We start from the raw sequence: 15,255 nt of genomic DNA, 5'->3' as shown, positions 1-15,255 counted from the left end.
ATAGATGATGGGGATAACGCACATAAACGGAGCCGACAGGCAGCGGATGAAGCGACGTGTTGACCGTAAACTCGGCATCGGACGTGTGCCCTTGCCCGATCATGGTGTAGTGCCGGCTGAAATACAACATCTCCGATTTTAACCGGTTCAAATTCGGCGTGATTTCCTCGCCGTTAACCGTTTTGCCGATCATGAAGTTTTGGAACGACTCCAGTTGCACGATCATGACGTTTTTACCTTTGGCAGCTCCGAACAGCGGTGTTTTTTCCGCAAGCTGTTGCCGATGATCGGCAAACCATTGTTGAATCGCAAGTTTGTCCGCCGCCGTGACTTTCCCTTTGTCGAACCAATTTTGGTCGGCGAAGCGCTTGATATCATATGCATGAAAACCCAAGAGCCCGGTAATATTGAATATGGACAAGTTCCACCAATTATTTTCAAATAAGCTTGTCCCGTATTGATCGGTATAGGCCTTAATGGGCATGAAAACAAGCATAAAGCCGACGATCGCCGCGATGGCGGCATAGGCCGCCCGCTGCAGGAAATCGGTCTTGTCAACGCTGAATTGTCTTTTGCAAAAAATAAGCAGCAATAAGAGCAGGCAATCGCCCACATACGCAACGTCTTGCCATGTCAACAAACTGCCGATGCTGTCGCCCAAGGCGCTGACCTGCTTTGCTTGCAGCAGCACGGGAATCGTGATAAAGTCGTGGAAATAGCGATAGTAGACAACATCTGAGACGATTAGCAAGCTTAGCAGGCAGTCAAGCAGCCATAACGCGACTATGCGGGAATAACGCGGCAATAATAAAGTCCAGCAGGAAACAATAAGAACGCTCCCCAGCGATACCTTGACCATGTCGCCAAGAAAAAAGTCGAATCCCAAATCTTGATCAAAAATATAAAGCTTGTACAGGACTAAAGCGGCGAAAAGCACATATTCGATCGTTTTTAGCGGAAAAAGGGAGATTTTTTTCAGGATAAGTGCGCGAGCGGGCTTTGCCCCGGGAACGTTTATTTGCACGTCCTTTTACTCCTTTCACGCAACCATCATAGCAAATTCGCCAGACAATCACAAACGCAGGGAATCCGTCGCGCAACCGCAAATTGCGAAACGTCACAAAAGTTTTTGAAAAAGTCATGAATTGTTTACAAAGTTGATGTGAATTATGGTAACATGAATACGTGTAATTTCGATAGATTGAGGTGCATCTCTTGAAGATTTCCACTAAGGGCCGGTACGGTTTGACGATAATGATGGAACTTGGCGAAAAATACGGCGAAGGCCCGATTTCATTAAAAAGCATAGCGGAAAAGCATCAATTGTCCGAACATTACCTGGAGCAGCTTGTTGCTCCGTTGCGAAATGCCGGATTGGTAAAAAGTATTCGCGGCGCATACGGCGGCTATGTTTTATCGCGCGCGCCTGAAGAAATTCATGCGGGAGAAATTATTCGCGTGTTGGAAGGACCTATCAGCCCGGTTGATTTTGAAGAAGAAGAAGATCCCGCCAAACGCGATTTGTGGCTGCGCATTCGCGATGCGATCGCCGAGGTGCTTGATTCGACATCGTTGGCGCATTTGATTCATTATCACGATGAAGGCCAACATGACAACTATATGTTTTACATTTAGGTGAGTGTTTTGACGCAAGTGTATCTTGACCATGCCGCGACGACTCCGCTTCATCCGGCGGTATTGGAAGCGATGCTGCCTTTTTTGCAGGGGAAATACGGCAATCCGTCCAGCATCCATGCATTTGGGCGGGAAGCGCGCGCAGCGATATTGTCGGCGCGGGATGCAATCGCCCGGCATTTGGGCTGCCGCCCAAGAGAGCTTATTTTTACAAGCGGGGGCACGGAAAGCGATAATTTGGCCATTATCGGCGCAATCAAGGCCAGCGCGAAACACCGCCCGCATGTGATTACCGCGCAGATCGAGCATCATGCCGTGCTCGCAACCTGTAGGCACCTGCAAGAAAACGGCGTGGACGTAACATACGTGCCGGTTGACCGCACCGGCATAATAAACCCGGATGATGTAGGACAAGCAATCCGACCCGAGACCGCGCTTATCAGCATCATGTATGTTAACAACGAAGTCGGAACGCTGCAACCGATCGCCGAAATCGGCCGAATCGCCCGCAGCAAGCAAATTCCGTTTCATGTTGACGCGGTGCAGGCGCTGGGCGTTATACCGATCGATCTCTCCACTCTGCCGGTCGACCTGATGAGTTTTTCCGCCCATAAGATAAACGGTCCCAAAGGCGTCGGGGCATTGTATGTCGGCGAAGACACCCCGATCAGCCCGTTATTGCGGGGAGGCAAACAGGAGCATGAACTGCGGGCCGGCACGGAAAACGTGGCGGGAATCGCCGGATTTGCCGAAGCTGTAAAAATATGTGCGCGAAATTTGCCGGAGAAGCAACTTTTGCTGAAAGAATTACGTCAATCTTTCTTGGAAGAGTTGCGGCATCATTTGCAGGGCAGCTTTGTTGTGAATGGACATGCGGTCGAAAGTTCCGCGCATATTTTAAATGTCAGTTTCCCCGGAACCAGTGCGGAAACGATGTTAATGAACCTTGATCTGGCGGGAATTGCCGCTTCCAGCGGATCAGCCTGCACGGCGGGCTCGCTCGAACCGTCCCATGTTCTGGCCGCGATGCGGTTGGAGCCGGAATTGCTTGAATCGGCAATCCGTTTCAGTTTCGGGTTAGGCAATACGAAAGAACAAATTTTAGACGCAGCCCAAAAAACAGCAACGATTGCGAATCGTTTACGTAATAATAGATAAGGCAAGCACGTCCGCATTGGAATAAAACTTTTCAAAATGGAACATACTGGAGACTACAAGTTTCGAATCTATGCAAAATGGACTCTTACGGGAAAAAGGGTGATGTTTGATGCTACGATGTCCGAATTGTCAATCCAAGGACATCGGTAAAATTGGTTCGCATCAGTATTACTGCTGGGGCTGTTTTATCGAATTGACCGTCAATGGTGAAAAGGTATCCGTATATCAAGTTGAAGAAGACGGTACGCTAAGTTCGTTGGACGATTTGTTTTTTGAAGAAGAATGCTCGCATATGGAAGCAACCAATGTTCAGGTTTGAATGCGCACATTTCGTGTTGCCTCCGTCCGTTTGACATTATGGTTTCATCGTGTCTTACGGGCGGTTTTGTGCTTTCATGCGGATTTTTCCGGCAGGTTGTACATATACTTTCCTTATGAAGATTGCATATTGTTTATTTCGTGCGGACGGTGAGGAAAGGGCAATGAATGAATTGGTGAAAAACCGCATTTTTTTGGCGATGATTTATACGTTGCTTGCCCTCCTGATTTTATACCTGTTATTCCTGTTCAAACCCGTTTTCCTGAGCATCTACGCCTTCCTCAGAACGGTGCTGATGCCGTTTTTTGTGGCGATGATCATCTCTTACGTGCTGAATCCGATTGTCCGTCTGTTGAATGAACGAAAAGTTCCCCGCACTGCCGCCGTGCTGTTGATCTATGCCGTGTTCCTTACCTGCGTGATCGTTCTCTTGATGAATCTGATTCCGATGTTTATGACCCAGTTGAAGGAATTGAACGAGCATTTGCCGGGTTTGACGACGCGGGCGCAACATTTGGTTGACGGCTTTAACGACAACAAAAGCGTGCCTCCAACCATCCGGGAAGGCATCAACCGGTCGATCAGGCAAGCGGAAAAATCCATCTCTGATACCATTACCAAGTTTATTAACGAAATCGACACAACGATCAATATTCTGTTTGTCGCATTCATTATTCCGTTTTTGGCTTTTTACATGTTGAAGGATTATCAAATGATCGAGAAAACGGCGCTGGCCATCGTACCGAAGAAACACCGGATCGAAACGATCAAGATGCTGATTGACATTGATACGGCGTTAGGAAATTATATCCGCGGGCAATTAATCGTCTGCGCCATTGTCGGCGGGCTGGCTTATTTGGGCTATTGGATGATCGGGTTGCCGTATCCGCTTTTGATGGCGAGCATTGTGGCCATTTTCAACATCATCCCGTATCTTGGCCCGTTCCTCGGAGCTGCGCCGGCGATCGTCATGGCCGCCACAATTTCCTGGAAAATGATGCTATTCGTTATTCTGGTGAACATGATCGTGCAAAACTTGGAGGGCAACGTCATCTCCCCGCAGATTGTCGGGCGCAAATTGAACCTGCATCCGCTCGTCATCATTTTCGCGCTGTTGGTGGGCGGCGAATTGGCCGGCGTCGTAGGTCTCATTCTGGCGGTCCCGTTTCTCGCGGTGACCAAAGTAATCGTGCATCATGTGCATGTCTATTATGTCCGGCACAAAAACCCATAACGCTGTTTTTCGTCGATTTGTCATTGCTGGATACGAAAAGACGCCAAAAAATAAGCCGTGTTTATTAAAATTAAAAGGCAGGGTGTTCCCGGGATTGCGTTGTCACCAGGAAAAGAACCCTGCCGCAGAATAAGAGCCCTGCCGATGGACGTTTACTGCATCTTTTGGATAATATCGTTTAGCGTGCCGATAAGGGCAGCGCGCAGTTGATCAGCTTCATCCTTATTTTTCTGCTGCGCCGCATTGATATAGTTTTCCGCCTGCTCGTGCAACTTCTGGTAGCTTTCTTCGCCAAGCAGCGCTTTGATATCGCTGTCGATCATGTTGATGAACAGCGCGCCTTCCATACCGGTAATAACCGCTTTGTCTTGCCCCCAGTTTTCCGCTGACTCTTCGTATTCATGCACTCCGACTTTAGCCAGGCCGCGGACGAGCGCGCGATGAACCGTTTCGGCTTTGATCGTCTTCGGATCGGTTGTCAGATCAAAGGTTTTGTTGATCAGATCGGCCTCTTCCTTCGCGGCTCCCGACATGTAATTGCGCAAACTTTGGAAAAACGCCCAACCTTCCGCTTGCTCAGCCTGCACGTTCGCTTCATTGGCGGCTGCCGCTTTTTCCACTTTGTAGGCGTAGCCTACTTCCTGGCCACCGACAGCCAAATAAAATGTCTTCATTAAGGTTTTGTCGATCACTTGTCTTGCCAGTTGAAAATCAAGCTGCGCGTTTGCTTTGGCGGATTCGTCAAGTTGCGCGAACGCTCCGGCGATTGCATCCGTCATATGCGTGCCGAATGCGTTATCCCGCTTTTTGACGGTGTTTTCCAATACCGGTGCATAAAACGCTTTGGCTTCCGCAACTTCGGCAAGAACTTTGTCCTTGTCGTCCCAATGGTCAAGCGCTTCCTTCAATTCCGCTTTCAGCGATGTGTAAAATACTTTTTGCAACAATTTATCAACAATTTGTGCGGCGGTTACGCCATCCATTTCGTTGCTTTTCGCCGCGGCAATGGCTGCAGAAATTTGCTCGTTGGTTGTTTCGGATTGTTCGCTGTCTCGTTGCGCGGCCAGTTTCTGCAGCGAATCGGCATAATTTTTCGCGACCAGATCGTAATCGACGACACCGCCGTCTTTAGCTTTGTTCATTTCTTGCATTATGGCATTATAAGCGTTTGCGGCCGATTGTTCCGCATCTTCTGATTGTTCATCTTTTGCCGGGCTTTCGGTTGGGCTTTGCGTCGCTTGCGGCGTTTGCGTTTCGTCGGCTGCCGCGTTATCTTCTTTATTGCCGCATGCGGCAAGCAAGGAGATGGTTAATGCGAGAATCAAAAAGAGTTTGCATGATGCGAATACGGATTTCTGAGTCATTGTTGACCTCCTTGAGAATTTGATATTGATAATCATTATCAATGAATTCACAAATGTATCTTAATATGCGGAAAAGTTTATGTCAATCAAGCAATTGCTTTGTTCACAATTCTTTTTATTTTTCCAGCGGTCACGGCTTGATGAACGCGATCAACGCGGTACGGCCCCGCCGATTGTGGCCCCCGACCTCCGCCGGTTGCGCCGCGAAGGCAGACGCCACGGGTTGAAAAGCAACACTTCCGGCAGATTGTGGAATGCAGGCGGTTCTTGGGGAGGCCGATTCGCCTGCAACCGTTGCGTTTGTCTCCGTGAGCGCGCTCCCGATTCACCTGGACGGAGGGCGCCTTCCCGCCCAACCTACCCGCCCAGCACATCGCGAGCGTTCCTCCTGCACATTCCTCCCCGCGCAACGCTAACGGACGTAGCAGAGCCTATTTACCGAAAAAAGGCTGGGCAAAAATTTTAACGGACGCTTGAGCGGCTATTCGCCTTATTTTTACCTGAATACCGCACAAAGTGCTTAAATAAGCGCGCCTGCGACCGTTAAACTGGAAAACCAGGCGAAAAAACTAAAATAGCCTCTGTCACGTCCGTTAGACCCGAGAGCTCCCTACTTTGACCGTTAAAGGCCGCAAGCCGGCCAACCGACCGTGGTTTTGCGGATAAGCTACGACTGGGTGTCCGTAGTGTCCGACGGTAAGCTTTAGGCGGCTTTCGCTACAGATTGCTTATCGGCAAACATTAAGTGGCTTAAAGCCACAGATTGCTTATCGGCAGGCTTTAGCCCAAACAGCCGGGTTTCAGCCGCTGACAGAAATCTGCCGTCTTTAGCCGACAGGCGTTTAGTCACATTTCAACCGGAGTGATGCGCCAAGTTGACTTCGGACAAGCGGTTGTTTATAATTTTCCGTGATTGATAACGAAACAAAACGATGAGAAAACAAAGTAGGCTGTACATCCGTTTTCCAGAGATCGTTCCCCTTCGACCGTTGGTCGTTGGCTGCAAGGGAACGGAAACGGAATCGGCTGAAAGCTGGTTTTCGAGTGCGGTTAAAAACCGTCGGGTAAGCACCGTTATTCGCTGCACGAGGAGATTGCGCGATTGTGCCGGCGCGGCGTTTTGCGTGATAACCAGGGTGGTACCGCGACAAAGAGTCGTCCCTGTGGCAGCAGGGATTTTTTTTATTTTGAATCATGCCAATCGATGGAGGAATAAAAAATGAATGCTAGTGAAATTCGCCAAAAGTGGTTGGATTTTTTTGCAACGAAAGGGCACCACATCGAGCCCAGTTCATCATTGGTGCCGCAAAACGATCCTTCGTTATTGTGGATCAACGCGGGCATGGCTCCACTGAAACCGTATTTCGACGGCAGGGTTAAACCGCAAAATCCGCGAATTGCCAACGCGCAAAAATGCATTCGCACCAACGATATCGAAAATGTCGGCAAGACGCGCAGACATCACACGTTTTTTGAAATGCTCGGCAATTTTTCCATCGGCGATTATTTTAAGGAAGAGGCGATTACCTGGGCCTGGGAATTCCTTACGGATCCAAAATGGATCGGCTTTGACCCGAGCCGCTTGTCCGTTACGGTTTACCCGGAGGATGAGGAAGCGTTCCAATTGTGGAACAGGAAAATCGGCCTGCCAAAAGAGCGAATCTACAAACTGCAGGACAATTTTTGGGATATCGGCGAAGGGCCGTGCGGTCCTTGTACGGAAATTTTTTATGACCGCGGCGAGAAATACGGCGATCTGTCCGATCCGGAATGCTGGCCCGGCGGCGAAAACGAGCGCTTTTTGGAAATATGGAATCTCGTGTTTTCCCAGTTTAATCACAACAAGGATGGCTCCTACACGCCGCTGCCGAACAAAAATATCGACACGGGAGCGGGCCTGGAACGGTTTGCCGCTGTGTTGCAAGACGTCGACTCCAATTTCGACACGGATTTGTTTCAGCCGCTCATTCAGCAAACTTGCAAAATTGCCGGCGTAAAATATGGCGAAAACGAGCAAACAGACGTCGCCCTGAAAGTGATTGCCGATCATATTCGCGCGGTTGCTTTTGCGGTTGGCGACGGCGTCTTGCCTGCCAATGAAGGCAGAGGCTACGTCATCAGACGGCTGCTGCGCCGCGCAGTCCGGTACGGCAAAACGCTTGGCATCAACGAACCGTTTTTGTGCCAGCTGGTGGCAACGTTGGGCGAAACGATGGGGCGGCATTATCCGGATATTGTGGAAAAGCGCGAATTGATCGAGCGCGTGATCCGCACGGAAGAAGAGCGGTTCCATGAAACGTTGAGCGACGGATTGACTATTTTGGATAACCTCTGCGAGCAGGCGCTTAAGGAAGGCCGCCAGGCCATTTCCGGGGCAGACGCGTTCAAGCTGTACGATACGTACGGATTTCCGTTTGATTTGACGGAAGATTATGCCGCGGAAAAAGGTTTAAGCGTAGACCGCGAAGGTTTTGCGGCGGCGATGGAAGAACAGCGGGAGCGCGCCCGCGCCGCGCGGCACGAAGCGGGCGGAATGCGCGTTCAAGGCGGCCCGTTGGCGGATTTTACGGTTAAAAGCGAATTTGTTGGGTATACTGATTTGGAGACTCAGGCGCAAATCGTTGCCGTTTTGCATAACGACCAATTCGTGGAAAGTGCCGCCGCCGGCCAGGAGTGCCGCATTATTCTGGACCGCACGCCGTTTTATGCGGAAAGCGGCGGCCAGGTAAGCGACCGCGGCACCATTAGCGGCGACGGGGTTTTCGCGCAAATCATGGAGGTCAGCAAGGCGCCGCACGGGCAGCACGTGCATACGGTTAAAGTGGAATCCGGCGAATTGCGTAAGGGAAGCGTGGTCAAGGCGGCTGTCGCGCAAGATTTGCGGGGCGAAACGGTCAAAAATCATACGGCTACCCATTTGCTGCATAAATCATTGAAAGAAGTTCTCGGTTACCACGTCAATCAGGCCGGTTCTTTGGTGGAACCGGAACGGCTGCGGTTTGACTTCTCCCATTTCGGCGCCATTTCTGCCGAGGAGCTCAATGATATTGAACGGCGCGTGAATGAGCAAATATGGAAAGATGTCGCGGTCAAAATCCGGCAAATGCCGATTGCCGAAGCCAAAGCTTTGGGAGCCATGGCGCTTTTCGGAGAAAAATACGGCGATATCGTCCGGGTCGTATTCGCCGGCGATTACAGCATCGAGTTGTGCGGCGGCTGCCATGTGCAAAGCACCGGACAGATCGGGTTGTTTAAAATCGTCAGCGAGAGCGGCATCGGCTCGGGCGTGCGCCGCATTGAGGCCGTTACCGGGCGGCATGCGTACGAATATGTGGAACGGCAGATCGGCTTGCTGTCGGAAGCGGCTGTGTTGTTAAAGGCAACGACATCCGACGTGCCCAAACGGATTGAGTCGTTGCAACATCAACTGCGGGAAACGCAGAAGGAAAACGAGTCGCTGCAAGTCAAATTGGGGGCGCTGCAAGCCGGTTCATTGGCGGAGCAGCTTAAATCCGTCGGCGATATACCCGTTTTGGCGGCACAGGTCGAAGCCTCAAGCATGGACGCATTAAGATTGATTGCCGACCGGATGCGGGATAAATTGGAATCGGCCGTAATCGTGCTGGGCGCGAACATGGACGGCAAGGTGCAGTTGCTCGCCGCGGTGACCAAAGATTTGGTGCAAAAAGGCTACCATGCCGGAAAAATCATCAAGCGGGTATCCGAAATTTGCGGCGGCGGAGGCGGAGGCCGGCCCGACATGGCGCAAGCGGGCGGGAGAAATCCCGGACGCCTCGGCGAAGCACTGAAAGCGGTGGAAACATTGATTGCCGAATGGAACGGCTGATACGCCGCATTCGCATAGGCCGGCAAAAAAAAGGAATTTTTTTGCCGGTGAAGAATATTTACAATTAGGGTGCTTAGGTTTTATTTCGCTTCACCAGGGGGTGCCGTGATGGGTTCGATGGACAAAACCATGCAATTCAACGTAAAAGCGGACGAAGTTGAAACATCTTCCCGCGAGGTCATCCTAGCCGTATTTGCCGCTCTGCAAGAAAAGGGTTATAATCCGATCAACCAAATCGTCGGATATTTGCTGTCGGGTGATCCGGCCTATATTCCGCGCCATAACAATGCGCGAAGCATCATTCGCAAGCGGGAGCGGGACGAGTTGATCGAAGAATTGGTCAAATCATATTTGCGCGTTCATCTGCCGGAAGATCAACAGAAATAAGCGCCCCTCCGGTAATCATTTTCAGCGGGAGATTCTATCATTCATGAGAATTATGGGCTTTGATTACGGCGATCGGACCATCGGAGTGGCTGTCAGCGACGAATTGCTTTGGACGGCGCAAGGCGTGGAAACAATTCAGCGCGCGACGGACGAGCGCGATTTGTCGAGAATCAGGCAATTGGTCGAGCAATTTGATGTCGCGGAGATCGTCGTCGGGCTTCCCAAAAATATGAACAATACAATTGGTCCGCGTGGAGAAATTTGCATCGCATTCGCGCAAACGTTGCAAGAAACACTAAAATTGCCGGTGCATTTGTGGGATGAAAGGTTGACGACCGTATCGGCCGAGCGAACGCTGCTTGAAGCGGATATGAGTCGGAAAAAACGGAAACAGGTTATCGATAAGATGGCCGCTGTCTTGATTTTGCAAGGTTTTTTGGATGCCAAACAAAAATAAGTTCCCTAAAAGGAGATGGATTTTGTGACGGATGCGAATGCGCAAATGGAAGAACCCGAACTGATTTACATTCCCGATGAAGAAGGAAATGAAGAAGAATTCGAAGTCATCATGAAATTTGAAGTTGACGACACAAACGCCAAATACATGATGGTCGTGCCTGTAGAAGACAGCCCGGATGCGGAAGAAACGGATGAAGTTTTCGCGTTTCGTTATGAAGAAGACGGCGACGAGCTTAAACTGTATACCATTGAAGACGAAGACGAATGGAACATGGTGGAGGAAACATTCCATACGTTGTTGGATGAAATGGAGGCTGGGGAAGAAGGCGGGGAAAAGCAGTAATGTCAAAGCAGAACGCCCCGCTTGCCGCTCAACAAACAAGGCTGTTGCGCGACAAATTCGGCGATGTGGTGGAACTTGCCGATGATCGCGGCGCAAACGTCGAGCACCGCATTCTGTATGAATGTTCCTTGCATGGACGAAACTACGCCGTTTTGCAGTCGGAAACATTAAAAAAGGAAGATGAGTACGCCATTTTTCGCGCCGTTCTGGATGAGCACGGCGAAACGCAACTGGAAACGATCGAAGACGACGATGAATGGGATGAGGTTGCGGAAATGTACGACGATTTTTTGTTTTCGCTGATTTCCGCCGATGAAGACGACAAATGATAAACTGTCGTAACCGAGCGCTTGTCGCTCTTTCTTTTTGGGAAAAGGAGGAAAAACGTGGAAGAGGCATATAAACTTGACTGCGGCAGACGCCGTTTACGCAATATCTTGATTGTGCTGGCATCCTTGCTGCTCTTAGCCGCGGGATGTCTGGCGGGCGTTGCCTTGTATGTTGCGAACGCGCTGCAGCCTATGGAACCGACGGGCTCCGAAGTGCATGTGCAGATTGAAAAAGGCATGGATACGCGAAGCATTGCCGATGCTTTGGCGGAACATGGCATCATCCGTGACAGTTTCATATTTACGCTGTATGTAAAATACAAGCACGAAGGCAGCCGGTTTCAGGCTGGAGAATATGCGATGAAACCCGGCATCAAACTGGACGACATTATCCAGAAGCTAAACAGCGGCGATACGGTTAAGGCGGCGACGGTCCGGTTTACGATTCCCGAAGGTTATACGGTGGAACAAATAGCGGACAAGCTTGGCAAGTTGGGCATTGTCAATAAAGAGAAGTTTCTGGCATTGGCGAAAAAACCGGAATTGTTCTCGGCAAAGCATATCGGCGATATTCCGAAAAACCCGGCGCTTAAAGAGCCGCTGGAAGGTTATCTGTTTCCGGAAACCTATGAGATGAAAAAAGGCAGCACCGAGCAGGAGATCATCGAGCGGATGCTTCAAGAACTGGACCGTAAACTGGACACGCTGCCTGCCGATTGGCAAAGCAAAATGCAAAAAAATGGCGTGACATTCCATCAATTGCTGACCATCGCATCATTGATCGAGCGCGAAGCGGTCTTGCCTGAGGAGCGCCCGATCATATCCAGTGTCATCTATAATCGGCTGCATAATAAACAGCCCATGCCGTTGCAGATTGATGCAACGATCCAATACGCGTTAGGCAAACAAAAGGAAAAATTGTACGCCGACGACCTCAAGGTTGACAGCCCTTATAATACGTATCTCCATCTGGGATTGCCGCCAGGGCCCATTGCCGATCCCAGCCTGGCGTCGATCAAAGCGGCCCTTGAACCCGCTTCGACAAAATATTATTATTATGTAACGCGCAAAGACGGCTCGAACGGGCATTATTTCGCAAAAGACTTCAACGAGCACAAGGCAAATCGCCTTAAAAGCGAAAAGAACGCCGCAAATCGCGGCAATTAATGGCGACAGGCCGTTCATGACAGGAGGTGCCGCCGGTGGCCAAAAAACCGGAATTGCTAATAAACGCGGGCAATCTGGATGAAGTGATCAGATATATTCAAGCTGGCGCAAATGCCGTAAACGTCGGAGAACAACGATTCGGAATGCGGCTTCCCGGCGATATGGACTTGACGGAAATCAATAAAGCGGTGGCGGAAGCGCACAAACTCAAGGCAAACATCATTGTCTCGGTCGACAATATTATGGATAACCGAATTCTGGATGCGCTTCCCGGGTATTTGCGCGCATTGCAGGAAGTAAACGTCGACGCCATTGTGTTTGGCGACCCGGCCGTATGGAGAGCGGCAAAAGCGCATGCGCCGCGGCTGCGGTTGCATTGGAGCGCGGAAATGACATCGACGAATTACGCCACCGCCAACTTTTGGGCGGCAAAAGGAGTTGCCCGCGCCGTCCTGGCGAGAGAACTGAATATGGAGCAAGTGCTGGAATTCAAACGCCGCGCCAATCTGGAAGTGCAGGTCCAGGTTCACGGCATGACAAATATTTATCATTCCAAAAGGGAATTGATTACGCATTTCATGCGGCATGCGCATAAAGATACGGGCGCGGAAACGTACGATAAGGCGCGGGGCATGTATCTGGTGGAGTCGGAGCGTCCGAATCAAACATTCCCCATTTTCGAGGATGTCAACGGTACGCATATTATGAGTTCGGACGACATCTGCATGATTGAAAATTTGCCGGAATTGCTGGATGGCGGAATTGACAGCATCAAAATTGAAGCATTGTTGAAACCGGCGGACTACAATGAAACCGTATTGAGAGCTTACCGGCAAGCGATTGACGCTTACGTCGCGAACCCCGCGACATATGAATTCAATGAAGATTGGCTGAAAGCGATCAAACGAAAGCAGGACCCGAAGCGGGAACTTTCATACGGATTTTTTTACAAAGAACAAGTTTACTAGAGCTGATTGGAAAGGCAGGTCGGACAACATGACGGCAACATTGGACATGCCCAAAACGCGGGCGACGAAAAGCGGGCGGACATTGAAACGCCCGGAGTTGCTTGCCCCGGCGGGAAATTTGGAAAAGCTGAAATTTGCGGTGCACTATGGCGCCGATGCTGTATATATAGGCGGGCAAAAATACGGACTGCGCTCCAATGCCGATAATTTTACCCTGGACGAGATGCGGGAAGGCGTGGCGTTTGCGCGCCAATATGGCGCAAAAGTCTTTGTGGCGGCCAATATTTATGCGCATAATGAAGATTTGGACGGCATACCCGACTATTTGCGCGGCTTGCAGGAAGCGGGAATATCCGCCATCATCGCCGCTGATCCGGCCATTATCGAAGCAGCCAAACAAGCGGCTCCGCAATTGGAGATTCACCTGAGCACGCAGCAATCGACAATGAATTGGCAAGCCGTCCGGTTTTGGAAAGAAGAAGGGCTAAGTCGCGTTGTATTGGCGCGGGAAGTTAGCCTCGCAGACATTCGCGAAATCAAGCGCCGCGTGGATATCGAGATTGAAACGTTCATTCATGGCGCGATGTGCTCGTCTTTTTCCGGACGCTGTGTTTTGTCCAATCATTTTACCGGCCGGGACTCGAACCGCGGCGGTTGCTGCCAATCGTGCCGCTGGAAATACGATTTGTACGAGCAAGGCGGCCAAAAGGCGCTTGACGACTTTGCTTTTCAAATAAACGACCAGGACGATGATCCGTTTGCGATGAGCGCAAAGGATATGGGCATGATCGAACATGTTCCCGCGCTGATCAATGCGGAAATCGACAGTTTTAAAATTGAAGGGAGGATGCGCAGCCTGCATTATGTCGCGACTGTGGTCAGCGCGTACCGGCGGGCGATTGACGCTTATTTGGCCGACCCCGACCATTATGAATTGCAACGGGAGTGGGTCGAAGATATCTGGAAAGCGGCCAACCGCCCTTTGAATACGGGATTTTATTTTGGCAAACCCGGCCACGAGGACCATATCTACGGCGAACAGGAGAAAGCCGCGGCATACGATTTCGCCGGTGTTGTGCTCGATTACGATGAAGAGTCAAAATGCGCGCGCATTCAACAAAGAAATCATTTCAAAACAGGCCAGGAAATTGAATTTTTCGGCCCGAGTGGAACGTTATTCCGGCAGACTGTCACGGAAATTCGCGACGAGGAAGGCAATCGGCTTGATGCCGCCCGCCACCCGCTGCAAATTGTCCGCGTGCGCACCGATCAGCCGGTCGCTCCGCTTAACTTGATGCGGAAAAGAATTTGAAAGATTTTCTGTCTCATTTTAAAGGATTCCAAACTTTTTTGTCGAAATAAGAAGCATTCCAGCTTATTCCTATTAGGGCGGTGAAGCAATGAATCTGCATAAATTCAACCCTGCCAGATCTGTCGGAATGAAATTGTTTCTGGCGTTTTTTGTCAGCATCGTGCTGTTTGTATTGCTAGTTGGCATCATTTCGTTTGAGGTTGCCAAGCAAACCATTACCGATAAAGCGGAAGCCAGTTCACAGGAAACGATTATTCAAACGAATTTGCGGCTTGATCTGATTTTTGCCAAGTATGCGCAAGTTTCCAACCAATTGATTGCCGATAAAATATTTATGGATAATGTGCAAAAATACCAAGAAACGGCGGATTCCTATGAGCAATTGACATTATCCAGGGACATAAGCGATCAATTCAACAAATATCTTTTGGTGGATTCAGCGATTGATTCGATCCAATTGATTTATCTGGACGGCAGCAAGGCGGTTATCGGACAAGGGTCCATAAAGGAGGGCGTCGAGAAAGAGCCCTGGTTCAAGGAAGTGGTTGAGGCGAAAGGGAAACTCGTCTGGATACCGTCTTTGGACAGCGCCTCCGGCAGCAAAACGAAAGCATTTGCCGTTGCCCGTGTGATTAAAGATGTGAACTCACTTCAAAACATTGGCATTATTGTGTTAAAAGTCAAACTGGATTCGATCAGCGAGGAACTGGCCGCCGTCAAATTGTCGGATAAC

15 protein-coding genes are annotated in these 15,255 nt (G+C 50.1%); 13 read left to right on the top strand and 2 right to left on the bottom strand.

Translation table 11 applies throughout. From position 1 onward, the window contains the following. The coding region (locus VF260_04160) for an LTA synthase family protein (protein ID HEX7056377.1) at nucleotides 1-1,024 on the bottom strand (1,024 nt) is incomplete at its 3' end. Nucleotides 1,025-1,215: 191 nt separating this feature from the next. Here VF260_04160 and VF260_04155 point away from each other — a divergent pair. From VF260_04155 to VF260_04140, 4 genes are all read left to right on the top strand, one after another. Continuing rightward, nucleotides 1,216-1,635 carry an Rrf2 family transcriptional regulator gene (locus tag VF260_04155; GenBank protein HEX7056376.1) on the top strand — a complete coding sequence of 140 codons (420 nt, stop codon included), beginning with the start codon at nucleotides 1,216-1,218 and terminating at the stop codon, nucleotides 1,633-1,635. 9 nt (nucleotides 1,636-1,644) lie between these two features. Further along, on the top strand, nucleotides 1,645-2,793 hold the full coding sequence (locus VF260_04150) for a cysteine desulfurase family protein (GenBank protein HEX7056375.1): 1,149 nt from the start codon (nucleotides 1,645-1,647) through the stop codon (nucleotides 2,791-2,793). Nucleotides 2,794-2,902: 109 nt separating this feature from the next. Next, a complete protein-coding gene (locus VF260_04145) occupies nucleotides 2,903-3,112 on the top strand; it encodes a hypothetical protein (GenBank protein HEX7056374.1) in 210 nt (69 codons plus the stop codon). A gap of 163 nt (nucleotides 3,113-3,275) precedes the next feature. After that, the gene (locus VF260_04140) at nucleotides 3,276-4,346 is read left to right on the top strand and encodes an AI-2E family transporter (GenBank protein HEX7056373.1); all 1,071 of its coding nucleotides are present in this window, start codon (nucleotides 3,276-3,278) and stop codon (nucleotides 4,344-4,346) included. Between the two features lie 152 nt (nucleotides 4,347-4,498). On the opposite strand, the gene VF260_04135 is transcribed toward VF260_04140, so the two are convergent. Further along, complete coding sequence (locus VF260_04135; GenBank protein HEX7056372.1) at nucleotides 4,499-5,710, bottom strand: hypothetical protein; 1,212 nt, start codon at nucleotides 5,708-5,710, stop codon at nucleotides 4,499-4,501. A gap of 1,219 nt (nucleotides 5,711-6,929) precedes the next feature. Between VF260_04135 and alaS the strand changes: the two genes are divergently transcribed. The 9 genes from alaS to VF260_04090 form a co-directional block, all read left to right on the top strand. Next, nucleotides 6,930-9,557 carry an alanine--tRNA ligase gene (gene alaS / locus VF260_04130; protein ID HEX7056371.1) on the top strand — a complete coding sequence of 876 codons (2,628 nt, stop codon included), beginning with the start codon at nucleotides 6,930-6,932 and terminating at the stop codon, nucleotides 9,555-9,557. Between the two features lie 108 nt (nucleotides 9,558-9,665). Continuing rightward, complete coding sequence (locus VF260_04125) at nucleotides 9,666-9,944, top strand: IreB family regulatory phosphoprotein (protein ID HEX7056370.1); 279 nt, start codon at nucleotides 9,666-9,668, stop codon at nucleotides 9,942-9,944. 43 nt (nucleotides 9,945-9,987) lie between these two features. Further along, complete coding sequence (ruvX, locus tag VF260_04120) at nucleotides 9,988-10,401, top strand: Holliday junction resolvase RuvX (GenBank protein ID HEX7056369.1); 414 nt, start codon at nucleotides 9,988-9,990, stop codon at nucleotides 10,399-10,401. A 45-nt stretch (nucleotides 10,402-10,446) separates the two neighbouring features. Next, on the top strand, nucleotides 10,447-10,746 hold the full coding sequence (locus tag VF260_04115; GenBank protein ID HEX7056368.1) for a DUF1292 domain-containing protein: 300 nt from the start codon (nucleotides 10,447-10,449) through the stop codon (nucleotides 10,744-10,746). Further along, nucleotides 10,746-11,075 (top strand): DUF1292 domain-containing protein, encoded by a 330-nt coding sequence (locus tag VF260_04110; GenBank protein ID HEX7056367.1) that lies wholly within the window; start codon nucleotides 10,746-10,748, stop codon nucleotides 11,073-11,075. The genes VF260_04115 and VF260_04110 overlap by 1 nt, the downstream gene beginning before the upstream one ends. A 57-nt stretch (nucleotides 11,076-11,132) precedes the next feature. Beyond that, nucleotides 11,133-12,242, top strand: a complete 1,110-nt coding sequence (mltG, locus tag VF260_04105; GenBank protein ID HEX7056366.1) for an endolytic transglycosylase MltG — start codon at nucleotides 11,133-11,135, stop codon at nucleotides 12,240-12,242. Nucleotides 12,243-12,277: 35 nt separating this feature from the next. Continuing rightward, nucleotides 12,278-13,210 (top strand): peptidase U32 family protein, encoded by a 933-nt coding sequence (locus tag VF260_04100; GenBank protein HEX7056365.1) that lies wholly within the window; start codon nucleotides 12,278-12,280, stop codon nucleotides 13,208-13,210. Between the two features lie 28 nt (nucleotides 13,211-13,238). Further along, nucleotides 13,239-14,522, top strand: coding sequence for a U32 family peptidase (locus tag VF260_04095; GenBank protein HEX7056364.1), 1,284 nt, complete (start codon nucleotides 13,239-13,241; stop codon nucleotides 14,520-14,522). Between the two features lie 88 nt (nucleotides 14,523-14,610). Continuing rightward, nucleotides 14,611-15,255, top strand: a 645-nt coding sequence (locus tag VF260_04090) for a cache domain-containing protein (GenBank protein HEX7056363.1), incomplete at its 3' end; no start/stop codon positions are given.

This window comes from Bacilli bacterium, assembly GCA_036381315.1.
Taxonomy (GTDB): Bacteria; Bacillota; Bacilli; order Paenibacillales; family KCTC-25726; genus DASVDB01.
The sequence above is the reverse complement of the archived record's forward strand: the minus strand, read 5'-3'. Positions and strand labels throughout refer to the sequence as shown.

Coding starts and splice junctions, on each gene's coding strand:
- VF260_04145 (HEX7056374.1), top strand. CDS start 2,903: ATGCTACGATGTCCGAATTGTCAATCCAAGGACATCGGTAAAATTGGT.
- VF260_04140 (HEX7056373.1), top strand. CDS start 3,276: ATGAATGAATTGGTGAAAAACCGCATTTTTTTGGCGATGATTTATACG.
- VF260_04135 (HEX7056372.1), bottom strand. CDS start 5,710: ATGACTCAGAAATCCGTATTCGCATCATGCAAACTCTTTTTGATTCTC.
- alaS (HEX7056371.1), top strand. CDS start 6,930: ATGAATGCTAGTGAAATTCGCCAAAAGTGGTTGGATTTTTTTGCAACG.
- VF260_04125 (HEX7056370.1), top strand. CDS start 9,666: ATGGGTTCGATGGACAAAACCATGCAATTCAACGTAAAAGCGGACGAA.
- ruvX (HEX7056369.1), top strand. CDS start 9,988: ATGAGAATTATGGGCTTTGATTACGGCGATCGGACCATCGGAGTGGCT.
- VF260_04115 (HEX7056368.1), top strand. CDS start 10,447: ATGGAAGAACCCGAACTGATTTACATTCCCGATGAAGAAGGAAATGAA.
- VF260_04110 (HEX7056367.1), top strand. CDS start 10,746: ATGTCAAAGCAGAACGCCCCGCTTGCCGCTCAACAAACAAGGCTGTTG.
- VF260_04095 (HEX7056364.1), top strand. CDS start 13,239: ATGACGGCAACATTGGACATGCCCAAAACGCGGGCGACGAAAAGCGGG.